Genomic DNA, 24,060 nt, shown 5'->3' with positions numbered 1-24,060 from the left:
TGATGGAGGAGTCGAGGGGACCCGGCGCTCGCCACCGGGACGAGGGCATGACGCTGATGGAGGTCGTGGTGGCGTTCGCGCTGTTCCTCATCATGTCCACCGCCGCGCTCGCCGGGCTGACCCAGGCCGTCGCGCTGACCCGGGAGGACCGCGCCCGGCTGATCGCCGGCGACCTGGCGACCCGCGAGCTGGAGATCACCCGCGACGCGTTCAGCTCCGTGCTGCGCGGCCCCGAGACCCTCACCACCAACCTCACCGTCAACGCGAACCCGCTGCCCGGCGGCACCGCCGGCAAGCCCTTGGTGAGCAACGGCGTGCCGTTCACCGTCAAGCGCACGGCCCAGTGGGCCGCGGTCAACAGTGCCGCGGAGACGACCTGCGACGAGGGCACCAGGACCGAGCTCGCCTACCTCCGGGTCAAGGTCGAGGTCACGTGGCCCGAGCTCGGCGACCGTCCGCCGGTCGTCATGGAGACGGTGATGACGCCCCCGAAGGGCACCTACTCCTCGCTCACCGGGCACATCGGCCTGAAGGTCGTCGACGCGTTCGGCCAGCCGGTCTCCGGCGTGACCGTGACCGCGCGCGCGGCGTCCGGAGCGCTCGAGACGGGGGTGACCTCGGCCGACGGGTGCGCGCTCCTGGCGTTCCTCACCCCGGGCGCCTACTCGCTGACGGTGGCCAAGACGGGCTACGTGACCCCGGCCGGTGACCCGACGGGCGCGACCACCGCCCAGGTGCTGGCCGGCCAGCTGTGGCGTGGCTCGGTCTCCTACGACCAGGAGGCGACCATGGTCGCCAAGCTCGTCACGGAGGCCGGCTTCGCGCTGCCCCAGGGCCTGGCGCAGGTGCCCTTGGCGCTGGCCAACAGCGGGCTGCTGCCGGGTGGCAAGAAGTTCATCAGCGGGACCGGCGCCACCCGCACCCTGGAGCACCTCTGGCCCTACCCGAGCGGCTATGAGGTCTGGGCCGGCAAGTGCCTCGACAACGACCCGCAGTACACGGGACAGGAGCGGGACGAGCCGGTCGCCGTGGGACCCGGTGCCACCACCCACACCGAGGTCCGGCTGGCGCCGGTGATCGTACGCGCGGCCGGTCCGGTCACCGCGACCCTGACCGCCCCGGTCGAGCCCAGCCGCGACCGGGACTGTGCGACGACGCCCCTGCCGCAGGTCTCGCTCGGCGTGGCGACCGGCGGCGAGCTGCGCACCAGCCTCCCGTACGGCGTCTGGAAGCTGACCGCCACCAACGGACGCACGGGTGAGGTCATGCTGCGACAGGGCGCTCCCGCCCCCGGGCAGGTGAACCTCTCGTGAGCGCCCGCACCCGCCAGGACCAGGTGGACCGCGAGCACCGCGACGCCGGGATGAGCCTGGCCGAGGTCCTCGTGGCGATGGGCCTGCTCGGGATCCTGACGACGCTGATCGCGACCGTGGTCATCCTCGGACTCCGGGTCTCCAGCACCATGCAGGAACGGCTCGACGACTCCACCAGCGGCGAGATCGCCATCATGACCACGAGCAAGCTGCTGCGCACCGCGGTCCGCCAGGACCAGCTCGAAGAGCTCGACTGCAGCACCTGCGTGAAGACCGCGATCGTCAAGGCGACGGCCAACGAGATCACCTTCTACGCCAACGTCGGCAACACGGGCCAGGGCCCGAGCCTGGTGACCCTGACCGTGCTGGAGAACCCGAAGGCCCGCGGCACGGCCATCCTGCGCCAGCGCACGCAACGACCGCTTCCGGCGACCAACGGCTTCACCTACTGCAGCTCCACGTCCTCCTCCTGCGCGGCGACGACCCGCACGGTCGTGGACGGCTTGGTCCTGCCTTCGACGGCGTCGTTCTCCTACTACGACTTCTCCGGTGAGCTGATCACCCGCTCGCTGACCGCTCAGCCGGACCTCAACGCCGTCGCCAGCATCGACGTGTCCTTCTCGGTGCGCACGGAGCGGGGCAACGACGCGACCGTCGTCGTGCAGCGGATCCGACTGCCGAACGCCGACATCTCCGACCCCGACCAGACGACATGAGACGCGCCTTGAAGCCCTCGCTCCCCGCCCGGCGTCGCGACGACCGCGGCTCGGCCCTGCTCGTGGTGATCGCCGCGATGACCATCCTCTCGCTGGTCGTCGGCGTCGCCCTCAGCCAGGCCGTCCAGACGCTGCAGACCTCCGAGCACGCCCGGCACTGGAAGCAGGCGCTCGCGGCTGCCGAGGCCGGGATCGACGACTACCTGGCCCGGCTCAACCGCGACGACACGTACTGGCAGGCGGCGGACTGCACCAACCAGGCGTTGCAGGGACCCGCGACCTCCGGAGGGGGCTCCTGCCGGTGGACCGCCTCCACCAAGCCCGGGTGGCTGACCGTGCCGGGCAGCTCGGGCGCTGAGTTCCATTACGACGTCTCCACGAGCAGCACGTTGATCGACGGCGGGATCGACCTGACCAGTACCGGCCGCAGCGGCGACGTGACCCGATCGATCCAGGTGGTGCTGCGGCGCGGCGGCTTCGGGGAGTTCCTCTACTACACCGTCTACGAGACGTTGGACCCCGCGGACGAGCGTGAGTACGGGCTGAACAACTCCACGGCACTCGCCAAGTGCGCGCAGTACTGGTGGGACCCCTTCAAGCCGCGCAGTGGCGCGACCTCGACCTGCACCGACATCCAGTTCGCCGCAGCCGACACCATCAACGGACCGCTGCACACCAACGACGCCATCTGGACCGGTGGCGCGACGAGGTTCCTCGGCACGGTGACCACCTCCTGGCCGACGTGCAAGCCGATCAACGGCGAGCCGCGACCCACGACATCGTGCTACCGGAAGGCCTCCGGCACCTCCAACCCGCAGTTCAGCAAGGGCATCGGCTACCGCAGCGAGATCGAGCTGCCGACCGACCTGGGCGATCTGCGCCAGCACGTGGATGCGACTTCGCCGAACCGCGGCTGCCTCTACACCGGTCCGACCCGGATCGTCTTCGACCCGAGCAACACCGGGGCCAGTCAGATGAAGGTCTGGAGCCCCTACTCGAAGAACCTCACGGCGGCCTGCGGGGGCACCGCCGCGACCCAGACCAACGGGACGACCGTGGCCGTGCCGCAGAACAAGCTGATCCTGGTCCAGGACATCCCCACCGGCTGGTCCGGCGCTCCCGCGAGCGGCCCGTGCGCCAACGGCAAGATCGGCGGCTACCCGCAGTCCGCGGACTACTCCCAGACGCTCGGCGACGCGAACTGCCGCTACGGGACGGTGTTCGTCGAGGGCAGGCTCAAGGGGAGGGTCACGATCTCGGCCGACAACAACATCATCGTCACCAACGACCTGAAGTACGTCGGCGGCACGACCGGCACCGACGCGCTCGGCCTGATCGCCTCGAACAACGTGAAGATCTACCACCCGGTGTCCCGGACCTGCCAGGAGAGCGACCGTCACGGCCGCTGCACCCGGTGGTCGGACTACGAGAACATGTCGGGCCCCGACAACCGGGTGCGGACCAACATCGAGGTGAACGCCTCGATCCTCACCCTCCAGCACTCGTTCACGGTCGCCTCCTACGAGCACGGCAACCGGTTGGGGACCCTGAAGGTCGTCGGCTCCATCGCCCAGCGGTACCGCGGCCCCGTCGCGCTCGGCAGCAACAGCGGCTACGCGAAGAACTACATCTACGACACCCGGCTCCGCTATGCGCCGCCGCCGTACTTCCTGGACCCGCTGCGCGCCGCCTGGGGCCAGAAGACGTACGGCGAGATCAAGGGGAAGTACTCCGGCTGAGAAAGTCCGCCGAGTCGCCCGGAAATCCCTCAGGTGGACGCCCGCTGGACCGATGGATCCGATGCCAGGCGTCGTCTCGGCCCCCCGGACGGGGTGACGACCACACCCTTTCCTCTCCCAGGAGATCCCATGCAGACCACCACCACCCCCGAGAAGCGGGACCAGGGCTTCACGCTCATCGAGCTCCTCGTCGTCGTCCTGATCATCGGCGTCCTCGCCGCGATCGCCATCCCCGTGTTCCTCAGCCAGCGCGAGAAGGCCGCGGACGCCGCGGTCAAGTCGGACCTGAAGAACATGGCCACGCTGCAGGAGACGTACTTCGTCGACGAGCAGACGTACACGAAGGTCAAGGCCGACCTCGCCGACTTCAAGCAGTCGAACGAGAAGGACTCCATCGAGATCGTCAACGCCGACACCGCGGCCTTCTGCCTGAAGGGGATCCGCGAGGGCGGCGAAGGGGCCGACGACACCTACTACTACGACTCCGACGGTGGCGGTCTGAGCCAGGACGTCTGCTCCTGATCGCAGCCACACCATGACCGGTGGCGCACCGCCCCCTCGGGTGCGGAGCGTCACCGGTTCGTCGTACTCCCACCCGTTCCGCCCGCCCTCCGGAGGACCTCCGTGTTCCGCAGTCGTGTCCTGACCCTCGCCCTCGGCCTGGCGCTCGCCGCCGGCGGCGCTGTCCCGCTGGCGTCGCCCCCAGCCGCGCACGCCGCTGCCACGGACGCGCCCATCGGGCTTTCCCCCGCGGGCGGCGCCGTGGCCGACGGCCCGATCGCGCTGGGCTGGGACCGACCCGCGGGAGCGACCAGGTTCGACGTCCAGGTGTCCGCCTCGCCGGACTTCGCCACCACGCTGGTCTCGATCGCGGACACGGTGAACCTCCGCTACGTGCCGACGGTCCAGCTGCCCGACGGCGAGCTCTGGTGGCGGGTGCGGTCCTCGGGAGCCGAGGACAGCGCCTGGACGACCGAGTCGTTCCGGCACGACGAGCGCGCCGCCCCGACGCCGATCCGGCCCGCCGTCGACGCCGTCCTCCAGCCCCCGGTGGACACGCCCCGCTTCGCCTGGCAGCCGGTCGCCGGGGCCACGGCGTACACGATCCAGGTGAGCCGAGACCCCGAGTTCACCGACCCGGCGCTGATCACCGCCAACACCCAGCGGACCACGGCCGCGGTGCTCGTCAACTACCAGCTCGCCGGCACCTACTACTGGCGCGTGAACGCCACCCTCGGCACCGGCTACGCAACCACGTGGTCGGAGCCGCGCGAGTACCGGGTCGAGGGGCTGCTCCCCGCTCGTCTGACGGGGCCCACGGACAGCTTCGATGCCCCGGTCCGCGAGGTCGTGCTCGACTGGGAGCCGGTGCCCGGGGCGGTGACCTACCAGGTCCAGGTGAGTACCGACGGCGGGTTCCTGAGCGTCGTGCACAGCGCCACCGGCGTCACCGGCACCCGCTACGCGCCGCCCACGACGCTGGCCAACGACGAGTACTACTGGCGCGTGCGTCCGGTCGACGCGTCGGGGAACGTCGCTCCCTGGCCCGCGAGCCCCTGGAAGTTCCGGCGCGCCTGGCCCGACCAGCCGCACCTGGTGCATCCGCGGGGCGACATCGACGGCAGCATGCCGTTCTTCTTCCAGTGGGACGCCATGGAGATGGCCAGCAAGTACACAGTCTCCCTCTTCGGGCCGGACGGCAAGGAGGTCTGCGAGGTCACCACCGTGCACACGACCTTGGCCGACGACGGGTGCCGTCCCGGAGCGGCGGGTGACTACTCCTGGGTGGTTCTCGGCAGGGACGAGGGCGGCAGCGCAGCCCCCACCACCGACGTCCTCAGCCAGAAGCCAGTGCCCTTCCATTACGAGCCGGCTCCGACGCCGCCGACCACGCCCGCTCAGTTCAGCGACTCCGACATGGTGACCGGGCACGCCGCCTCGCTCACCGGGACGGCCGCCTTCGGTTCCGACCGGGACGTCTGCACCGCGGTGATCCCCGCGACCTGCGTCGATCTGCGCCAGACGCCGGTGCTGACCTGGGACCCGGTGCCCGGTGCGTTGTCGTACCGCGTGTCCTTCTGGCGCGACCGAGAGCTGACCACACCGCTGGCCGAGCTTCGTCCCGTCGTGGTGCAGGAGCCCCTGTGGACGCCGACCACGACGACACTTCCCGACAGTCAGGCGGGGTCGGCTTACTTCTGGGTGGTGCAACCGTGCGCCAAGTCCGGATCGGGATGTGCTGGGCTCAAGCACGCGCGGCACTCGTTCGCGAAGAAGTCGGTCGCGCCGCGGCTCGTCACGCCCGTGGACGGTGTCGATGTCAGCGACGACGTGACCCTCGACTGGACCTCCGAGCTTCAGGCTCTCCGCCACCCCGACGCGCCCGTGGGGTCCTCGCTCACCACGCCCGCCTCCACCGAGGCGAGGTCGTACGTCGTGGAGACCGCGGTCGATCCCGACTTCGTCAGCCGCATCGAGAGCGTGACGGTCGACCAGACGACGTTCACCAGCTTCAAGGAGACCTACCCCGAGGGCCCCGTGTACTGGCGGGTGCGGGCGATCGACGGAGGCAACACGCCGACGGTGTGGAGCGAGACCGGGCGGTTCGTGAAGCGGTCGGCCGCGCCGGTGCCCACTTCGCCCGCCGACGGTGCCGCGATGGGCGCTGACTACACCCTGAGCTGGGAGCCGCTGCCCTTCGCCGCGGCGTACGAGATCGAGGTCTACGCCGGCCCGACGAAGGTCGCAGGGTCCACGTCGTGGAAGCACGCGTCGTGGGCTCCCTCCGACCCGCTCCCGGTGAGCGACGCCGGGTACACCTGGCGCGTCCGCCGCATCGACGCGAGGGGCCGCAAGGGGGAGTGGAGCCCGGTGCGCTCGTTCCACATGACGGCGATCGTGCCGTCCACGATCGCCCCGGCACCCGGTGCGGTTGTCGTCCCGAGCACGTCGTACTTCCACTGGCAGCCCGACGAGCGCGCCACCAGCTACCGCTTCGAGCGGCGGAAGGCGGGCACCACGAGCCTGGTCGAGAACGTCGCGACCCGGGCCACGGCGTGGGCGCCCACCGCCGCGCTGGCCGCGGGCAGCTGGGAGTGGCGGGTCGTTGCGCTCGACGCCCGGAACGCGTCGCTCGGCGCCTCGCCCTGGCAGGGCTTCTCGGTCGTCGACCCGCCCGCGGTCGTCCGACCGGTGACGGTCGCCGGCAGCGGGGCCGTCGGCACCGAGCTGCGAGCCACGCCGCCGATCTTCGACCCGACGGTCGACGCGATCACCTACCAGTGGTACCGCGGGTCCACGCCGATCGACGGCGCCACCGGCGAGGTCTACACGGTCGTCCGCGACGACCTGGGCAAGAAGGTCTCGGTCCGAGCCACCGGGACCCTCGCGGGCTACACCCCCGCGGTGACGTCGAGCGAGTCGCTCGACGGAGCGACCGGTGCGGCACTGGTCCCGGTCACGCTGCCGTCGATCGCCGGCCGGCCGGTGGTCGGTCAGACGCTCGAGGTCGAGCCGGGCACCTGGCCCGAGGAGCCGCGCCTGAGGTACCAGTGGTTCCGCGACGGCACCGCCATCCGCGGCGCCGACGACGAGGCGTACCGCCTCACCGCGGAGGACGCGGGACGAGGTGTGTGGGTCGTCGAGACCGCCACGGTGACCGGCCTTGAGCCCGGTACCGCCGAGAGCGACGGCGTGACCGTGGCGCGGCTGGCGTCCAGCACGAGCCTCTCGCTCAGCGCCTCGAAGGTGTCGGCGAAGGAGCGGGTCACCGCGACCGTGCGGGTGTCCGTGTCCGGCCTGTCCGCGCCGGGCGGCTCGGTCACGATCCGCGACGGCGGTCGGAAGCTGAAGACGCTGCCGCTCGGGTCCGGAGCCACGATCACCTTCAAGCTGCCGCGGCTCGCGAAGGGCAAGCACAAGATCACCGCGACGTACGGGGGCTCGGCGCAGGCCGCGGCGTCGTCCCGCACGGTGGCGTTGAAGGTGCTGAAGGCGAAGCGCCGCTGACCAGTCAGCCTCAGGCGGGAGCCGCGCAGTCCTCGGGACGAGGGCGCGGCTTCCGCCGGGTCAGCGCGACGCCGAGCAGGGCGAGCGCGCCCCCGGCGTACGCCATCGTCGGCGGGGCCTCGTCGAGGAGCAGCAGGCCGAGGACGATGGTGATCGGCGGGACGAGGTACGTCGTGATGCCGAGGCTGCTGGCGCTCATGTGCCGCAGCGCGTAGGCGTAGGTCGTGAACGCGATCGCGGTCGGGAAGACGCCGAGGTAGACCACCCACAGCGTGGAGGACAGCGGCGCGTCGGCCACCTCGCCCGCGAGCTGCCCGGCGAACGGCAGGCACGTGACCGCGCCGACCGTGCAGGCCAGCCAGGTCACCTGGATCGCGGGCAGCCGGGCGACGAGCGGCTTCTGCAGGATCAGGCTGATCGAGTAGACGACCGCGGAGACCAGGCACAGGACGACGCCGAGCACGTCGCGGTCGCTGCCGTCGGACGTCGAGAGCCCGATCAGCGCGACGCCGCCGAAGGCGAGCGCCAGCCCGAGTCCGAGCCAGACGGTGAACCGCTCGTCGAGCACCACCGCTGCCAGCAGCGCGATCAGCACGGGTGAGACCTGGATCAGCATCGCGGCGGTGCCGGCGTCGACCCGCTGCTCGCCCTCGTTGAGCGCGACGTTGTAGACGCCGAACCACAGCACCCCGATGGTCACGATCGAGACCCACTGCCGCCCGGTCGGCCGCGGCAGCCCGCGCGGCAGCGCCACCGCCGCGAGGCACACCGCCCCCACCAGCAGCCGCCCCAGCGACAGCGCGCCGGGGGAGAAGTCCTGGCCGAGGTGGCGGATCGCCACGAACGCCGACGCCCAGAACAGCAGCGTCACCGACACCGCCACCACCGGCAGCCAGGCCGCCGGCGTGGTCGTCGGGTCCTGTGTCTTCGGCTCCACCGTGCTCGTCACCGGATCAGCCTAGGTACGGCCGCCGACACCGGGCCACGCGGTTTCCGGACGGCGTACCCGGATATCCCGCCAGGGGGGTGCCGGTTTCCCCGGTGCACCGGGGAAACCTGATGTTCGGGGCCGTCGCGATGCCCCGGAACATCAGGTTCTCCCTGAGAACATGGCCCGGCATACGCCCCTCACCGCGTTCGTACGCCGTGCTGCCGCGACGTACGACGGGCTGATCCGGAGAGTCGCTACAGGTCGAGCTTGTAACCCAGCCCGCGCACGGTGACGAGGTACTGCGGCTCGGCGGGGTCCGGCTCCAGCTTGGCGCGCAGCCGCTTCACGTGCACGTCGAGGGTCTTGGTGTCGCCGACGTAGTCGGAGCCCCAGACCCGGTCGATCAGCTGCCCGCGGGTCAGCACCCGTCCGGGGTTGCGCAGGAACATCTCGAGCAGCTCGAACTCCTTGAGCGGGAAGCGCTGCTCCTGCCCCGCGACGGTCACGACGTGCCGCTCGACGTCCATCCGCACCGGACCCGCCTCGAGCGTCGCGGGCGCCAGCTCCGGCTCCTGGCCGCGGCGCAGCACCGCGCGGATCCGGGCGACGAGCTCGCGGGGGGAGTACGGCTTGGTGACGTAGTCGTCGGCGCCCAGCTCGAGCCCGACCACCTTGTCCACCTCGTCGTCCTTGGCGCTGACCATGATCACCGGGACGCTGGAGGTCTGGCGGATCCGCCGGCACACCTCGGTGCCGGGCAGGCCGGGCAGCATCAGGTCCAGCAGCACGATGTCGGCACCGTTGCGGTCGAACTCGGCCAGCGCGGCGTTCCCGTCGGCCGCGATCGCGACCTCGAACCCCTCCTTGCGGAGCATGTAGGCGAGCGGGTCGCTGTAGCTCTCCTCATCCTCGACCACGAGCACGCGGGTCACAGGCGTTCCTTCCTCTCGGCCCCGACGTACCGGGGGAGGGTCAAGGTGAACGTAGACCCCTGACCCTCGACAGACCAGACGCGGACCTCGCCGCCGTGCGTAGCCGCCACGTGCTTGACGATGGACAGCCCCAGCCCGGTGCCGCCGGTGGAGCGGTGCCGCGCGGGGTCGACGCGGTAGAACCGCTCGAAGATCCGGTCGATCTCCTCGGGCGGGATGCCGATGCCCTGGTCGACCACCGCGACCTCGACCTCGTCGCCGTCGGCCCGGGTGGTGACCTGGACGGTCGAGCCGGCATCGGAGTACGACACCGCGTTCGCGACCAGGTTCGCGACGGCCGCGGTGATCTGCTCCTCGTTGCCGAGGACCTCCAGGCCCGGGGCGCCGCCGGTGACGATCCGGATCCCCTTCGAGTCGGCGTCGATCGCGCTGGTGTCGACCGCGACGTGGAGCACGTCGTCCAGCCGGACCGGTGTCGGCGCCTCCAGCGGGTCGTCGGCCTGCAGGCGGGAGAGCTCGATGATCTGCTGCACCAGCTGGGCCAGCCGGTCGCTCTCGGTCAGCATCCGGTCGGCGAACCGCTTGACCGCGTCCGGGTCCCCGGCGGCGTCGTGCATCGCCTCGGCGAGCAGCCGGATCGCGCCGACCGGCGTCTTCAGCTCGTGGCTCACGTTGGCCACGAAGTCGCGGCGTACCTCCTCGACCCGGCGCTCGCGGGTGCGGTCCTCGACCAGCGCCAGCACCAGCCGGGAGCTCAGCGGGGCGACGCGGGCGGTGACGTGGCGCGCCGGGGCGCCGCGGCGGGTCATCACCAGCTCGGTCTCGCGGATCTGCCCGTCCCGGCGGACCTGCCGCACCAGCTGGGCCAGCTCCTCGGCGACCAGGCGGTTGCCCCGCACCAGGCCCAGGGCGTACGCCGGCGCGGAGGCCTTCAGCACCACGTCCTCCTCGTCGACGACGACCGCGCTGCTGCGCAGCACCGAGAGGACCGTCGCCACGCCCGGCGGGACCGCGGGCTCCTCCTGCGGCGGCACCTGGTGCTGCTGGCGGTCGCTGACGTGCCAGGCCAGCACGGCGGCACCGGCGACCAGCGCCCCGATGATCGCGGCGAGGAACGCCTGCGTCGTCGGGTCCACAGCGCCAAGAGTACGGCGGCCCGCCGAGGCGCCCCGACCACGTGGACGCCGCTTCCGCGACTGTTCACCGCGCGTTCACGTCTTCGCCCCGGCCGGTCACCCGGGCCTTCTACGGTCGTCCCATGCGTGATGCGTTCCATGACCAGCTCGACACCGTGTTCGAGGACCTCGCCCGGATCTGCTACGACGTCGAGCAGTCGGTCCGGCTGGCCACCGAGGCCCTGATGACCGGCGACGCCGAGATCGCCGAGCGGGTGATCAGCGGCGACGTCGAGATCGACCGGGCCCGCGAACGGGTCGAGGAGACCGCGTTCTCCCTGCTCTCCCTCCAGCAGCCGGTCGCCGGCGACCTGCGCCTGGTCGTCGCCGCGCTGCGGATGGTGACCGAGCTCGAGCGGATGGGCGACCTGTCGGTGCACGTCGCCAAGATCGCCCGCCTGCGGACGCCGTACGTCGCCGTGCCCGACGAGGTGCGGCCCACGGTGGCGCGGATGGCCGAGGTCGCCGAGACGATGGTCGCCAAGGCCTCGCGGATCATCACCGGCCGCGACGTGGAGGCCGCGATCGAGCTCGGCCGCGCCGACGAAGAGATGGACCGGCTACGGCGTACGTCGTTCGCCGAGCTGCTCGCCGACGACTGGACCCACGGGGTCGAGGCCGCGGTCGACGTGGCCCTCCTGGGCCGCTACTACGAGCGGATCGCCGACCACGCCGTCTCCGTCGCCAACCGGGTGGTCTTCGTCGTCACCGGGCAGAATCCCACCTCGGTCGGCGCCTGAGGATCGGTCCGGTCAGCTGACCGGATCTCGACGCGCCCGTCGCGACCTCGTGCCTCGGTCGCGGGGCACCCTCGATCCCGCTGAGCCCACGGAGCGAGCTCGTGCCTCGCTCGCTCCTGCTCAGCGACCCTGGTTGGCGACCGCGGCCGCGGCGGCGGCGGCCGCCTCGGGGTCGAGGTACTCCCCACCGGGGACGGTGGGCCGCAGGTCGTCGTCGAGGCGGTAGAGCAGCGGCATGCCGGTGGGGATGTTGAGGCCGGCGATGTCGGTGTCGCTGATGCCGTCGAGGTGCTTGACCAGCGCGCGCAGGCTGTTGCCGTGGGCGGCCACCAGGACCACCTGGCCGGAGCGCAGGTCGGGGACGATGTCGGACTCCCAGTACGGCAGGAAGCGCTCGATGACGTCCTTGAGGCACTCGGTGCGCGGCAGCTCCTCACCGAGGTCGGCGTACTGCGGGAGCCCGGCCTGGGAGTACTCGTCGTCGTCGGCGAGCGGCGGCGGGGGCACGTCGAAGGACCGGCGCCAGAGCATGAACTGCTCCTCGCCGTACTCCTCCTTCGTCTGCTTCTTGTCCTTGCCCTGCAGCGCGCCGTAGTGGCGCTCGTTGAGCCGCCAGGACCGCTTGACCGGGATCCAGTGCCGGTCGGCGGCGTCGAGGGAGATGCAGGCGGTGCTGATCGCGCGCCGCTGCAGCGAGGTGTGCACGATGTCGGGGAGGAGGCCGGCCTCCTTCATCAGCACGCCGCCGTGCTTGGCCTCGGCGCGGCCCTTCTCGGTGAGGTCGACGTCGACCCAGCCGGTGAAGAGGTTCTTGGCGTTCCACTCGCTCTCGCCGTGGCGGAGCAGGACCAGCGTCGCGGTCATCAGTGTCCCTCGCTGTGGGCGTACTCGCAGTCGTACTCCTCGCCGGAGGTCGACTCCGAGGTGTCGAAGCCCTCGAACTCGTCGCAGTTGGTGACCACGACGACCTCGAGGTCGACCCGGTCACGGCCGATCTCGGCGGTCATCTCCAGCACATCGCCGGCCTCGAAGTCGCCGGTCACGTGGATGTCCTCCTCGGCGAGGGCGACGTAGCCCTCGGCCGGGATCTCCACGGGCTCCAGGTCGACGGTCAGCCCGTCGCCGCTGAGGGCGGTGAACGTGCTCGGCTCGGGCGCGGTGTTGGCCAGGCCGCCGGCGAGGGTGCCGCTGCCCGGGCGGGCGGCCACGATGACGGTGCTGAGGACGTCGACGGTCCCCTCGTAGCTGTTGGGGCCGGACGCGGCCGTGTAGGGCTGGTCGGTGGCGTAGTCGTCGAAGCCGCACGAGGTCAGGAGAGGTGCGGTGATCGTCGCGGCACACACGGCGAGCGCGATCTTGCGGCGGAGCGGCATCTGGTGGCCTTCACGGTCGGGCGGCACGAACGGCGACAGCCTAGCGTCCGTACGCCGGGCGCCGACGTCCCCTCCCGGGCTCGGGAGGGCGGCCCGGCGGGGCTACTGCGAGAGCCCGACGCGGGTGCCGGCGACGGCGAGCCCGACGACGACCAGCGCGGTGTAGACCGACGCCACGACGAGCAGCCGGCTGGCGCCGAGGCGCAGCCCGAGACGCAGCGGCAGGTAGGTCCACCCGTCGGCGTGGTCGGGCACCAGGCCCCACAGCGCGCGCAGCACGTGGACGCCGACCCCGAGCAGCGCCGCGAGCACGACGACCAGCACCTCCGGGGGTGCGCCGGTGGCCTCCCCGCCCCAGCCGCCGTAGGAGAGGTACGCCGGGTAGAGGGCGAAGGAGAGGGCCCACGGCACCCAGGAGAGCAGTCCCTGCCGCAGCACCACGTTGCCGAGCGCGCCGATGAGGACCGAGCCCAGGTAGAGGCAGCCGGCGGTGACGCCGGTGGCGATGGAGAGCGGCACCAGCACGAGCACCGCGCAGGACAGCGCGAACCACGTCGTGCCCGGGTCGAGGCGGCCCTGGGCGATCGGCTTGCCCGGCAGGTCGTGGCGCCGATCCCGGTCGCTGTCGACGAGGTCGTTGTGCCAGCCGAGGACGACCTGGCCGACCAGGACGGCCGCCAGCACCACCAGGACCTCGCGGGTGGGGCGGCCGGCGAGGGCCGCGACCGCGGCGACGCCGACCGCGGTCAGCACGGCCTGGCGCGGGTGTGCGGCGCGGATCAGCAGCAGCGGCGTCAGGTCGCGCACCGAGAACCTCCGGCGCTGCTCCTCCTCCGGGGAGGTCGCGGACGCGGGGACCGGCGGGCTGGCGGGCTCGCTGAGGGGCTCGGTCGGCATTCCTGCAGTATCGACCACGACACCGCGCCAGTGGCCCGAACACCCGGTTCGACCTGCGGTTTTCCGTCTCGGAGCGGGGTCGGGAGGACCGCCTCCAGCACGGCCCCCCGGGGTCTGTCAAGACCCGAATGCGGCCCTGACCTGCGGAAACAGGGACCGGAGTACCCGGGAAGCGTGGTAGGCTGGCCCCCTAGGAAGGGGAACCTGACATATGACTTTCACCGTCGGCGAAACGGTTGTTTACCCGAATCACGGGGCCGCTGTCATCGAGGACATCGAGATGCGGACCATCAAGGGAGAGGACCGGCAGTACCTCGTCCTGCGGATCGTCGCCCAGCAGGACCTGGTCGTACGCGTCCCGGCCTGCAACCTGGACCTGGTGGGGGTGCGCGACGTCGTCGACAAGGCCGGCCTCGACCGCGTGTTCGACGTGCTGCGTGCCGCGCACGTCGAGGAGCCCACGAACTGGTCGCGCCGCTACAAGGCCAACCTGGAGAAGCTGCACAGTGGCGACGTCATGAAGGTCGCCGAGGTCGTCCGCGACCTGTGGCGCCGCGAGCGTGACCGCGGCCTGTCCGCCGGTGAGAAGCGGATGCTCGCCAAGGCCCGCCAGATCCTGGTCTCCGAGCTCGCGCTCGCCGAGAAGACCAACGAGGACAAGGCCGAGGCCATCCTCGACGAGGTGCTCGCCTCCTGACCCGACCCGACGAGGCCCCCCGGAGAGATCCGGGGGGCCTCGCGGCGTCTCCGGGCTCCGGACGTCATACGCTCGGGTCGCGATGACGACCGATCCGTACGACGTCCTGGACGACCCGGACGGCCCCGAGATCCCCGCGCTGGGCGCGGTGGTCGAGGAGGACCGCGGGTCGCTTCCGTTCGCGCTGCTGCACGGCGAGGCGCTGGTGGCGTGCGCGAGCTGGGCACTCGGCCAGTCGGGCGTCACCCCCGTCGACCTCGGTACGGCGTGGGCCGGACTGGTCGAGGCGGAGGAGCCGTTCGTGCTCCACGACGCGCTGTGCCCGATGACGCCGCCGGCGTTCCTCGCGGCCTGCGTCGCCGAGGCGGTCGAGCACGACGAGGTGGTCGTCGGCGTACGCCCGGTCACCGACACCGTCAAGCACGTCGAGGGTGGCCTGGTCGGCGAGACCGTCGACCGCGCCGGGCTGCTCGGCGTCACCTCCCCGGTGGTGCTGCCGCCGTCGGTGCTGGCCGCGCTCGACCGGCTGCCGAGCACCGACTTCGCCGAGCTGGTGGCGACCCTGGCGGAGCGGTTCCCGGTGCGCACCCGCGAGGCGCCCCCGGAGGGCCGCCGGGTCGCGACCGTCGACGACGTCCGCGTGCTGGAGGCGCTCACCTCGCCCGGCGGCGGCTGAGTCCGGGGGACTACGGCGCGGCGGGGGCCAGCGCCTCGGCGAGCCCGAGGTCCTCGGGGAAGGTGACCTTGAGGTTGCCCGGCCCGCTGCGCACCGCGGCGATCCGGAGGTCGGCGTACCGCGCCAGGCAGCCGGCCGTGTCGGTCGCCTCGAAGCCGTCGGCGTCCGCCGCGCGGTACGCCGCGAGCACCTCGCGTGCCGCGAACGCCTGCGGGGTCTGCACGCCGGCCAGCTCGCCGGGCACCCGGTTCAGCCCGGTGGTCAGCAGGCCGGTCAGCGGCGCGACCGGGATCGCCCCGCCGTGCTCGCGGGCGGCGTCGAGCACCGCCTCCCACAGTCGTACGCCGGCCAGCGGGCGCGCGCCGTCGTGGATCGCGACCAGGTCGACCGTCCCCGCGTCGACGTCCCCGGCGAGGGTGCGCAGCGCCTGCCACTCCGAGGCGTGCCGGGTCGGTCCGCCCTCGACGAGGTGCACCTCCCGCTCTCCGAGGTACGGCGCGACCGCCTCGCCCACCGCCTCCGCCTCGCCCGGCCGGACCACCAGCACCACCCGGCGTACGTCGGGCAGCGCGAGCACGTCGCGCACCGACCAGGCCAGCACCGGCCGGTCGCGGAGCGGGAGCAGGACCTTGTTGCGGTCCGCGCCGACCCGGGACCCCGAGCCCGCGGCGAGGACGACGACGGCGGTGGGCACGGCGGGCAGGCTACCCGCCGGTCCGGGCCGATCGTTTTCACGGCTGTTACACGCCGAAACAGCACCCGAACACGCCGGACCTAGCGTCGTCCGCGCGGAGAGGAGCGTGATGGCGCGCAGCGTGGACGAGTGGCACCCGGTCTGCCGGGTCGCCGAGCTCGAGGTCGACCGGGGCGCCGCCGCGCTCGTGCACGGCCAGGCGGTCGCGCTGTTCCGCACCGCCGACGACCACGTCTACGCGCTGGGCAACCACGACCCGTTCGACCGTGCCTCGGTGATCGCCCGCGGGATCGTCGGCCGGCGCGACGAGGTGCCGTTCGTGGCCTCCCCGGCGCACCGGCACGCCTTCGACCTGCGCAGCGGCCGGTGCCTGGAGGACGCGCACGTCTCCGTGCCGACGTACGACGTCAAGGTGGTCGACGGCGTGGTGCTGGTCGGTCACCGCAAGGCCGACGACGCCGCCTGAGGCTCGATCCGCTCGGTCCGCTCAGTCCCGTCGGGGCTCTCGAGCGCGCCCTCGACCAGCTCGACCAGGTGGCCGGACACGAACGTGTCGCGCTCCAGCGTCAGCATGTGTCCGGCGCCGGGGACGACCAGCAGCCGCGCGCCGCGGATGGCGGCGGCGAGGCGGCGGGCGTGCTCGGGCGGGGTGAGCAGGTCGGCCTCGCCGACGAGCACCCGCGTCGGGACGTCGTCGTACGCCGCGAGCCCGTCGGTGCGCTCGTGCTGCTGGAAGTCGCGGTAGAACCCGGCCATGGTCGCCGGCCCGCAGGCGGTCAGCTGGTCCACGACCACGCCCGCGTCGCGCAGCCGCATCGGCGCCCCGAACAGGAACCGGTTGACCACCCAGCGCTCGATGCCGGGGGAGCGGCGCCGCTCGGCACGGGTGAGCACCTTGGCGCGGGCGGCCAGGACGTACGGGAGCGTGCGGCGCAGCGGGGAGCCGAGCTCCGGCAGCCCGAGGGTGACCGTGCCCAGCCGCCCGGAGGAGGTGGCGACGAACAGCAGCCCCGCGGTCCGCTCGACGAGGTCGGGGCGCACCTCCGGCAGCGCCATCAGCGTCATCCCGCCGATCGAGTGCCCGGCCAGCACCAGCCGGCCGTGCGGGGCGTACCGGTCGACGACCTCGCCGAGGTCGCGGGCGAGGTGCTCGATCGTGCAGGCGGCCTCCGGCGCCCGCTCCGAGCGCCCGTGGCCGCGGTGGTCCCAGGTGAGGATCCGGACGCCGTGGCCGAACCGGGCGAGCAGGTCGCGCACCTGGTAGTGCCAGTCCTCCTCGTCGGCGGTCCAGCAGTGGGCGAGGACGACGGCGACCGGGGCGTCCTCGGCGCCGTACGTCGTGACGTGCAGCTCGAGGCCGTCGGAGGTCCTCACGCCGGCACCGCCACCAGGGCCGTCGCGATCGCCGCGACACCCTCGCCGCGGCCGGTGAGCCCGAGCCCGTCGGTGGTGGTGGCGGAGACCGAGACCGGCGCGCCGACCGCCTCGGAGAGCGCGGCCTCGGCCTCGGCGCGACGGGCGCCGAGCCGCGGGCGGTTGCCGATCACCTGGACGGCGACGTTGCCCACGGCGTACCCGGCCTCGCGGACGCGGCGCGCGGTCTCGGCGAGCAGGCTGGCCCCGGACGCACCCGCCCACGCGGGGTCCGACGTACCGAAGTTCGAGCCGAGGTCGCCGAGGCCGGCCGCGGCGAGGAGCGCATCGCAGGCGGCGTGGGCGGCGACATCGGCGTCGGAGTGCCCCTCGAGACCCTGGGGCTCGTCGGGCCAGGCGAGCCCGGCCAGGTGCATCGGTACGCCGTCGACCAGGCGGTGCACGTCGGTGCCGATGCCGGTGCGGAAGGGGACGGGTGCGGCGGGAGGGGTGGGCACGCGCTGATCATGCCGTGCGTCATGATCGGGGGTGTGGAGACCTCGCGCCCGTGGTCGCTCGCCGGCCTCGCGGCGGGGCTGGCCGGACTGGCGACCAGCTACGCCGTCGCGATGGCGCTCACCGTGCGCGAGTCGCCGGTCGTCGCCGTCGCCGAGGTCGTCATCCAGCACCTGCCGGGCCCGCTGGTCGACCGGGCCATCGACTACCTCGGCGCCTTCGACAAGCCGGTGCTGGTGCTGGTCATCGTGCTGGTGCTCGCGGGGCTGTTCGCGTGGGCCGGGCGGCTCGCGCGCCGCAGCTGGTGGGCGCCGGCCGTGGTGTTCGCGGTGCTCGCGGCGATCGGCGCCGCGGCCGTGGTCGCCCAGCGCAACCAGCAGCCGGTCGACTTCGTCCCGGTCGCCGCCGGCCTGGTGACCTGGCTGGTCTGCCTCTCGCTGCTCACGGAGCCGCTGCGGCGGGCCCGCCCCGAGCAGGGGGCGGCCGGACGCGACGAGAGCCTCGCGCACACCCGCCGCGTCTTCCTCGTCCGCGCCGGGCTGGTCGCCGGGGCGGCGGTGGTCGTGGGCGCCGTCGGGCGGGTGGTCGGCAGCGGCCGGCGCCGGGTCGAGCAGGCCCGCGGACTGCTCAAGCTCACCGGGGTGACCGCGCCGCGGGTGCCCCCCGCGGCGCGCGTCGGCGTCGAGGGCGTGTCGCCGTGGATGACGCCGACCGACGACTTCTACCAGATCCACGCGGGCATCGGCGTCCCCGTCATCGAGCCCAAGGACTGGTCGCTGCGGGTGCACGGGATGGTCGACCGCGAGCTGGTGCTGAGCTACGCCGACCTCGTGGAGCGGGAGTTCACCGAGGCCTGGGTGACGCTCGCGTGCGTCTCGAACGAGGTGGGCGGCGACCTGATCGGCAACGCCTGGTGGAGCGGCGTCCGGGTCGCGGACCTGCTCGCCGAGGCCGGCGTCCAGGAGGGCGCCGACGCCGTCAAGCAGACCTCCGACGACGGGTGGACCTGCGGCACCCCGCTCGCGGCGCTCACCGACGACCGCAACGCGCTGCTCGCCGTCGCGATGAACGGGCGGCCGCTGCCGATCGACCACGGCTTCCCGGTGCGCACGGTCGTGCCCGGGCTGTACGGCTACGTCTCGGCGACCAAGTGGGTCGTGGACCTCGAGGTCACCCGCTTCGAGGACTTCGAGGCGTTCTGGACGACCAAGGGCTGGGCGGAGCTCGGGCCGGTCAAGATGTCCTCGCGCATCGACGTCCCCCGCTCCGGCGACGACCTGGAGGCCGGCGAGGTCCGGATCGCCGGCGTCGCCTGGGCGCAGCACACCGGCATCGAGTCCGTCGAGGTCTCCGTCGACGGCGGCGCGTGGCAGCGGACCGAGCTGGCCCGCACCCCCAGCGTCGACACCTGGGTGCAGTGGGCGCTCACCACCACGCTCGAGCCCGGCGACCACGTGCTGCGGGTGCGGGCCACCGACCTGGACGGCGCCGTGCAGACCGGCGCCGTGAGCGAGACGGTCCCCGACGGCGCGACGGGGTGGCACGAGGTGGAGGTCTCGGTGAGCGACGGATGACGGATCCCTCCGGCCTCGGTGCCGGCCTCGGTGCCGGCTTCGGTGCCGACTTCGGCGGCCGCCCCGGCGCCGCGCTGGTCGTCGGCGGCAGCGGCGGGCTGGGGCTCGCGATCGTGCGGATGCTCGCGAGCCGCGGCGCCGCGGTCGCGCTCACCTACCGGTCCCGCCCGGAGGCGGGGGAGGCGGCGGCAGCCGCAGCCCGCGAGCACGGCGTCGCCGCCACGGCGTACCCCCTCGACCTGGGGTCGGCCGACGAGGCCGCCACGGTCGTGGACCGGGCCGCCGCCGACCACGGGGGGCTGCACACGGTGGTGTACGCCGCCGGCCCGCACGTGCCGATGACCCACCTGTCCGCGGTGGCGCCGGCGCAGATGGCCGCGCAGCTCGCCGCCGACGCCGCCGGGTTCTTCGCCGTCGTCCAGCCCGCGCTGCCGCACCTGCACCGTACCGAGGGCTCGGTGGTGGCGGTGACCACCGCGGCCACCGCCCGATACCCCGTGCGCGACGGGCTCTCATCGGCCCCCAAGGCGGCGGTCGAGGCGATGGTGCGCGCGCTCGCCGCGGAGGAGGGGCGGTACGGCGTCCGCGTGAACGCCGTCGGCCCCGGCATGCTCACCGACGGCATGGCCGCGCGCCTGATCGAGGACGGCGAGCTGTCCGAGGAGGCCCTCGCCATCACCCGGCGCAACATCCCGATGCGCCGCTTCGGCAACGCCACCGACGTCGCCGAGGCCGTGTGCTTCCTCGCCTCGCCGCGCGCCGGCTTCATCTCGGGCCAGAAGCTGGACGTCGACGGCGGCTACGGGGTCTGACCGCGTCCGTGCGGGCGAGGCCAAGAACGCCGAGTCGGCGCTGGTGTTCGGGGTCTCGGCGGGCGCGGCGAGACCAACCCGGGCGGAGCAGGCGGACACAAGCGCCGACTCGGCGTGCGGGGGCTTCGTCACCCCATGGCTGACGCCGGGGGCCTCACCAGGCGCCGCGCGAGCCCTTCGGCAGCGGGTGCGCGTCGTCCCGGATGACGTAGACGAGCCCGCCCGAGGTGGGCAGCCAGGCGTCCTCGAACTGGCCGCGGTCGTAGGTGCGGCGTACGCCGGCGCGGCTCGAGGCGGCCGGGTCGTTGACGACGACGTCGCCGGAGTCGGTGAACCCGACGATCACCAGCAGGTGGCCGTTGGTGGCGGAGATCGGCGCGCCCCGGAGCTCGCCGGCGCCGAACGAGATCGAGGCGACGACGGGGATGCCCGCCGCGACCAGCTTCTCCGCCTGGCGCAGCGACGCGAGCCGGGTGACGAGGGCGTGGCCCGCGAGCGGGGCGGCGTACGCGGTGTTGAACGGCCAGTTGCCGGTGCCGTCGTACGCGTGGTCGTAGGTCATCCGGGCGGCGTGGTCGACGTACGGGTCGACGTGCCCGCGCGGCACCCAGGAGTACGCCGCGGGCCGGGGCAGCGCGTCGTAGTAGCCCAGCACCATCGAGGTGGCGGTCGGTGAGCACCAGGCCTCCCCGCCACCGCCCCAGCGGGTGTAGTCGCCGTCGTGGACCATCTGCGAGGCGCGCGGCACGTCGAGGACGATGCCGCGGCCGGGGCCCGGCCGGGAGGTCGGCGCGTCCGTCCCCGGGAGCCGCGAGGCGACCGCCCCGGCGGCGTCGAGCGACGGGGCATTGCTGGTCGCGCCGGCGCGGCGGAACAGGGTGACCTGGAGCTGCCAGGAGGTCAGGCCGGCGGCGGCCGCGACGTCCCAGGTGTCCACGTTGACCCGCGCGAGGTCGTCGTCCTGGCCCGAGACGGAGGTCCGCTCGACGTGCTTGTCGCCGGACGCCCAGCGGCCCATCACGTCCCAGCTCGAGCGGGTGCCGTCCGCGGCGCGGCCGCGCACCCGCACCTCGATCCAGGAGTCGCGCGGGGTGGTCGCCTCCCACGACGGGATCAGCTCGGTGAGCCCGAAGCCGGGGGTCGTCCAGGGCGAGGTCCAGCGGCCCGCGTCGTACCGGGTGCCGCCGACGCGGCGGGCGGCGACCGGGTCGGTCAGCACCACCCGGCCGCGAGCGACCTTCGTGCCCTTCGTCGTGCCGGCGCGCAGCTCGGCCCCGGTGTCCCAGTCGGCGTGGGCGACCGTGCGAGCGGCGGCCCGGGGCGCCGAGGAGGCGTCGGCCGCACCCGCGGGCGGGACCGCGGCGAGCGGGGCGAGGACGGCCACGGAGGTCGCGAGGACGGCGAGGGGGAGACGCACCCGGCCACGGTACGCCGACGAGTCACTCCTGTCCCATGAGTCACACGATCCCGCGATGCCGCCGCAGCGCCGGGGAACTTCTAGACTCGGGGGGTGACCTTCCGGCTCTATGACACCGCGACGCGCGAGGTGCGCGACTTCGTCCCCCTCGAGGAGGGGAAGGCGGGTCTCTACCTCTGCGGCCTCACCGTGCAGTCGGAGCCGCACGTCGGTCACGTGCGCAGCGCGGTCGGCTTCGACGTGCTGCAGCGCTGGCTGCGCCGGTCCGGCTACGAGGTCACGTTCATCCGCAACGTCACCGACATCGACGACAAGATCATCGCGAAGGCCGCCGAGCAGGGCCGCCCCTGGTACAACCTCGCCTACGACATGAAGCGCGAGCTCGACGCGGCGTACGCCGCCATCAACGTCGCGCCGCCGACGTACGAGCCGCTGGCCACCGGCCACGTGCCGGAGATGCTCTCGATGATCGAGGTGCTCATCGAGCGCGGGCACGCGTACGCCGCCGCGGACGGCTCCGGCGACGTGTACTTCGACGTCCGCAGCTGGCCGGCGTACGGCGAGCTGACGCGGCAGCGCCTCGACGACATGGAGGCCGCCGAGGACGCCGACCCGCGCGGCAAGCGCGACCCGCGCGACTTCGCGCTCTGGAAGGGCCGCAAGCCCGCCGAGCCGGAGACCGCGTCCTGGCCGAGCCCCTGGGGCCCGGGCCGCCCGGGCTGGCACATCGAGTGCTCGGCGATGGCCGGCAAGTACCTCGGCCCGGCGTTCGACATCCACGGCGGCGGCGTCGACCTGCGCTTCCCCCACCACGAGAACGAGCAGGCCCAGTCGCGCGCCGCGGGGCACCCGTTCGCGTCGTACTGGTTCCACAACGCCTGGATCACCACCGCCGGCGAGAAGATGAGCAAGTCGCTCGGCAACTCGCTGCTCATCCCCGAGGTGCTCAAGCGGGTGCGCGGGATCGAGCTGCGGTTCTACCTGGTCGCGAGCCACTACCGCAGCCACGTCGAGTTCAGCTTCGAGGCGCTCGACGAGGCCGCGCAGGGCTTCCGCCGGATCGAGGGCTTCCTCGGGCGTGCCGGCGCGACCGCCACCGGCGAGGTGCCGGCGGCGTTCGCCGAGGCGATGGACGACGACCTCTCGACCCCCGCTGCCGTCGCGGTCCTGCACGACGCGGTGCGCGAGGGCAACCGACTGCTCGGCGCCGGCGACGACGCGGGCGCGCGGGCCGTGGCCGCGGGCGTGCTCGCCATGCTCGACGTGCTCGGGCTGCACCCGGCCGACCCCGCGTGGGGCGCAGCGCCGGGCGACGACGACAAGCTCACCAGTGCCGTCGACGCCCTCGTCGCCGGCCTCCTCGAGCAGCGCGCGCAGGCGCGCGCCGCCAAGGACTTCGCCACTGCCGACGCGATCCGGGACCGGATCAAGGCCGCCGGCATCGAGGTCGAGGACACCCCCGACGGACCGAAGTGGACACTGATCTGATGCCAGGCAACTCCAGCCGCAAGGGCGCCATCCGCAAGACCGCCAAGAAGCCGACCGCCGGGTCCGGCGGCCGGGTCAAGCGCGGCCTCGAGGGCCGCGGCCCGACGCCGAAGGCCACGGACCGGCCCTACCACCAGGCGTACAAGGCCGCGAAGAAGTCCGACAAGTCCGCACCGGCGCGGCCCCGGCGCCGCAGCACCGGCGGCGACGCGGAGTGGATCGCCGGCCGCAACCCGGTGGTCGAGGCGCTGCGCGAGGGCGTGCCGGTCAGCGGCCTGTACGTCGCGGAGGGCGCCGAGCGCGACGCCCGCCTGCGCGAGGCGTTCGCGCTGGCGGCCGAGCGCGGCGTCAGCCTCCTCGAGGTCGGCCGCGGCGAGCTGGACCGGATGACCAGCGGCGCCGTGCACCAGGGACTCGCGGCGCGCGTCCCGGCGTACGAGTACGCCCACCCCGACGACCTCCTCGACGCTGCGGCTGCCCAGGAGGAGCCGCCCCTGATCGTCGCCCTCGACCAGGTCACCGACCCCCGCAACCTCGGCGCGATCGTGCGCAGCGCGGCCGGGTTCGGCGCGCACGGCGTCCTCATCCCCGAGCGGCGCGCGGCGAGCATGACCGCGTCGGCCTGGAAGACCAGCGCCGGCGCCGCGGCCCGCACCCCGGTCGCCCGCACGGTCAACCTGGTCCGCCAGCTCAAGGCCTACCAGGAGGCGGGCTGCATGGTCGTCGGGCTGGACGCCGACGGCGACGTCACCCTGCCCGAGCTCGTCTCGCCCGAGGGCCTCGCCGACGGCCCGATCGTGCTGGTGGTCGGCGCCGAGGGCGGCGGGCTCTCCCGCCTGGTCGCCGAGACCTGTGACCAGCTCGTCTCGATCCCGATGGTCAACCAGGTGGAGTCGCTCAACGCCGGCGTCGCCGCCAGCGTCACCCTGTACGCGATCGCGGAGGCCCGCGCCCGCCGCTGACCGCGTCACCTGTGGGCTGCGTCACCTTCGTCGGCGTGCCTCGTTGG

Annotated in this window: 23 protein-coding genes; 13 read left to right on the top strand and 10 right to left on the bottom strand. The window is 73.2% G+C overall.

Annotated features, from left to right (window positions below; genetic code table 11):
• Window positions 1–2: 2 nt before the first annotated feature.
• From H4O22_RS17850 to H4O22_RS17830, 5 genes are all read left to right on the top strand, one after another.
• Window positions 3–1,313, top strand: coding sequence for a carboxypeptidase regulatory-like domain-containing protein (locus tag H4O22_RS17850; protein ID WP_227466484.1), 1,311 nt, complete (start codon window positions 3–5; stop codon window positions 1,311–1,313).
• The gene (locus tag H4O22_RS17845) at window positions 1,310–2,029 is read left to right on the top strand and encodes a PulJ/GspJ family protein (protein ID WP_182524661.1); all 720 of its coding nucleotides are present in this window, start codon (window positions 1,310–1,312) and stop codon (window positions 2,027–2,029) included. Before H4O22_RS17850 ends, H4O22_RS17845 begins: the two co-directional genes overlap by 4 nt.
• On the top strand, window positions 2,026–3,768 hold the full coding sequence (locus H4O22_RS17840; protein ID WP_182524660.1) for a hypothetical protein: 1,743 nt from the start codon (window positions 2,026–2,028) through the stop codon (window positions 3,766–3,768). The genes H4O22_RS17845 and H4O22_RS17840 overlap by 4 nt, the downstream gene beginning before the upstream one ends.
• Window positions 3,769–3,897: 129 nt before the next feature.
• The gene (locus H4O22_RS20450) at window positions 3,898–4,290 is read left to right on the top strand and encodes a type IV pilin protein (RefSeq protein WP_220451204.1); all 393 of its coding nucleotides are present in this window, start codon (window positions 3,898–3,900) and stop codon (window positions 4,288–4,290) included.
• A 102-nt stretch (window positions 4,291–4,392) separates the two neighbouring features.
• Window positions 4,393–7,776 (top strand): Ig-like domain repeat protein, encoded by a 3,384-nt coding sequence (locus H4O22_RS17830; RefSeq protein ID WP_182524659.1) that lies wholly within the window; start codon window positions 4,393–4,395, stop codon window positions 7,774–7,776.
• A 10-nt stretch (window positions 7,777–7,786) separates the two neighbouring features.
• On the opposite strand, the gene H4O22_RS17825 is transcribed toward H4O22_RS17830, so the two are convergent.
• From H4O22_RS17825 to H4O22_RS17815, 3 genes are all read right to left on the bottom strand, one after another.
• Window positions 7,787–8,725, bottom strand: coding sequence for a DMT family transporter (locus H4O22_RS17825; RefSeq protein WP_244963014.1), 939 nt, complete (start codon window positions 8,723–8,725; stop codon window positions 7,787–7,789).
• 236 nt (window positions 8,726–8,961) lie between these two features.
• The gene (locus H4O22_RS17820) at window positions 8,962–9,639 is read right to left on the bottom strand and encodes a response regulator transcription factor (RefSeq protein ID WP_182524658.1); all 678 of its coding nucleotides are present in this window, start codon (window positions 9,637–9,639) and stop codon (window positions 8,962–8,964) included.
• The gene (locus tag H4O22_RS17815; RefSeq protein ID WP_182524657.1) at window positions 9,636–10,775 is read right to left on the bottom strand and encodes a sensor histidine kinase; all 1,140 of its coding nucleotides are present in this window, start codon (window positions 10,773–10,775) and stop codon (window positions 9,636–9,638) included. The genes H4O22_RS17820 and H4O22_RS17815 overlap by 4 nt, the downstream gene beginning before the upstream one ends.
• A 122-nt stretch (window positions 10,776–10,897) precedes the next feature.
• Here H4O22_RS17815 and phoU point away from each other — a divergent pair, with 122 nt between their 5' ends.
• Window positions 10,898–11,554, top strand: a complete 657-nt coding sequence (gene phoU / locus H4O22_RS17810; RefSeq protein ID WP_182524656.1) for a phosphate signaling complex protein PhoU — start codon at window positions 10,898–10,900, stop codon at window positions 11,552–11,554.
• A gap of 120 nt (window positions 11,555–11,674) precedes the next feature.
• On the opposite strand, the gene H4O22_RS17805 is transcribed toward phoU, so the two are convergent.
• The 3 genes from H4O22_RS17805 to H4O22_RS17795 all read right to left on the bottom strand — a co-directional run bounded on the left by H4O22_RS17805 (window position 11,675) and on the right by H4O22_RS17795 (window position 13,824).
• Window positions 11,675–12,418, bottom strand: a complete 744-nt coding sequence (locus H4O22_RS17805; protein ID WP_182524655.1) for a phosphoglyceromutase — start codon at window positions 12,416–12,418, stop codon at window positions 11,675–11,677.
• Window positions 12,418–12,927 carry a hypothetical protein gene (locus H4O22_RS17800; protein ID WP_182524654.1) on the bottom strand — a complete coding sequence of 170 codons (510 nt, stop codon included), beginning with the start codon at window positions 12,925–12,927 and terminating at the stop codon, window positions 12,418–12,420. The genes H4O22_RS17805 and H4O22_RS17800 overlap by 1 nt, the downstream gene beginning before the upstream one ends.
• A 102-nt stretch (window positions 12,928–13,029) precedes the next feature.
• A complete protein-coding gene (locus tag H4O22_RS17795; protein ID WP_182524653.1) occupies window positions 13,030–13,824 on the bottom strand; it encodes a UbiA family prenyltransferase in 795 nt (264 codons plus the stop codon).
• A 211-nt stretch (window positions 13,825–14,035) separates the two neighbouring features.
• On the opposite strand from H4O22_RS17795, the gene H4O22_RS17790 reads away from it, so the two are divergent.
• The gene (locus H4O22_RS17790) at window positions 14,036–14,521 is read left to right on the top strand and encodes a CarD family transcriptional regulator (protein ID WP_182524652.1); all 486 of its coding nucleotides are present in this window, start codon (window positions 14,036–14,038) and stop codon (window positions 14,519–14,521) included.
• Between the two features lie 82 nt (window positions 14,522–14,603).
• Complete coding sequence (locus H4O22_RS17785) at window positions 14,604–15,197, top strand: 2-C-methyl-D-erythritol 4-phosphate cytidylyltransferase (RefSeq protein WP_182524651.1); 594 nt, start codon at window positions 14,604–14,606, stop codon at window positions 15,195–15,197.
• A 10-nt stretch (window positions 15,198–15,207) separates the two neighbouring features.
• Here the strand turns inward: H4O22_RS17785 and H4O22_RS17780 are convergent, their stop codons facing one another.
• Window positions 15,208–15,891 carry an IspD/TarI family cytidylyltransferase gene (locus H4O22_RS17780; RefSeq protein ID WP_182524650.1) on the bottom strand — a complete coding sequence of 228 codons (684 nt, stop codon included), beginning with the start codon at window positions 15,889–15,891 and terminating at the stop codon, window positions 15,208–15,210.
• 109 nt (window positions 15,892–16,000) lie between these two features.
• Here H4O22_RS17780 and nirD point away from each other — a divergent pair, with 109 nt between their 5' ends.
• Window positions 16,001–16,357 carry a nitrite reductase small subunit NirD gene (gene nirD / locus H4O22_RS17775; RefSeq protein ID WP_182524649.1) on the top strand — a complete coding sequence of 119 codons (357 nt, stop codon included), beginning with the start codon at window positions 16,001–16,003 and terminating at the stop codon, window positions 16,355–16,357.
• On the opposite strand, the gene H4O22_RS17770 is transcribed toward nirD, so the two are convergent.
• Window positions 16,330–17,265: an alpha/beta fold hydrolase gene (locus H4O22_RS17770; protein WP_182524648.1), complete on the bottom strand. Its 936-nt coding sequence runs from the start codon at window positions 17,263–17,265 to the stop codon at window positions 16,330–16,332. The two genes, nirD and H4O22_RS17770, sit on opposite strands and share 28 nt — an antisense overlap.
• Window positions 17,262–17,762, bottom strand: a complete 501-nt coding sequence (gene ispF / locus H4O22_RS17765; protein ID WP_182524647.1) for a 2-C-methyl-D-erythritol 2,4-cyclodiphosphate synthase — start codon at window positions 17,760–17,762, stop codon at window positions 17,262–17,264. The genes H4O22_RS17770 and ispF overlap by 4 nt, the downstream gene beginning before the upstream one ends.
• 33 nt (window positions 17,763–17,795) lie before the next feature.
• Here ispF and H4O22_RS17760 point away from each other — a divergent pair, with 33 nt between their 5' ends.
• On the top strand, window positions 17,796–19,334 hold the full coding sequence (locus tag H4O22_RS17760; protein ID WP_244963013.1) for a molybdopterin-dependent oxidoreductase: 1,539 nt from the start codon (window positions 17,796–17,798) through the stop codon (window positions 19,332–19,334).
• Window positions 19,331–20,146, top strand: a complete 816-nt coding sequence (locus H4O22_RS17755) for an SDR family NAD(P)-dependent oxidoreductase (protein WP_182524645.1) — start codon at window positions 19,331–19,333, stop codon at window positions 20,144–20,146. Before H4O22_RS17760 ends, H4O22_RS17755 begins: the two co-directional genes overlap by 4 nt.
• A 154-nt stretch (window positions 20,147–20,300) precedes the next feature.
• On the opposite strand, the gene H4O22_RS17750 is transcribed toward H4O22_RS17755, so the two are convergent.
• Entirely contained in the window at window positions 20,301–21,563 is a 1,263-nt protein-coding gene (locus H4O22_RS17750) for a peptidase C39 family protein (RefSeq protein WP_182524644.1), read from the bottom strand.
• A gap of 93 nt (window positions 21,564–21,656) precedes the next feature.
• Between H4O22_RS17750 and cysS the strand changes: the two genes are divergently transcribed.
• Window positions 21,657–23,051 carry a cysteine--tRNA ligase gene (gene cysS, locus H4O22_RS17745; protein ID WP_182524643.1) on the top strand — a complete coding sequence of 465 codons (1,395 nt, stop codon included), beginning with the start codon at window positions 21,657–21,659 and terminating at the stop codon, window positions 23,049–23,051.
• On the top strand, window positions 23,051–24,013 hold the full coding sequence (gene rlmB / locus H4O22_RS17740; protein ID WP_182524642.1) for a 23S rRNA (guanosine(2251)-2'-O)-methyltransferase RlmB: 963 nt from the start codon (window positions 23,051–23,053) through the stop codon (window positions 24,011–24,013). Before cysS ends, rlmB begins: the two co-directional genes overlap by 1 nt.
• Window positions 24,014–24,060 lie beyond the last annotated feature (47 nt).

Origin of the sequence: Nocardioides dongkuii (assembly GCF_014127485.1) — a bacterium.
In the GTDB taxonomy this organism is placed as follows: domain Bacteria; phylum Actinomycetota; class Actinomycetes; order Propionibacteriales; family Nocardioidaceae; genus Nocardioides; species Nocardioides dongkuii.
Note: the sequence above shows the minus strand (reverse complement) of the source record. Positions and strands in the feature narration are given on the sequence as shown.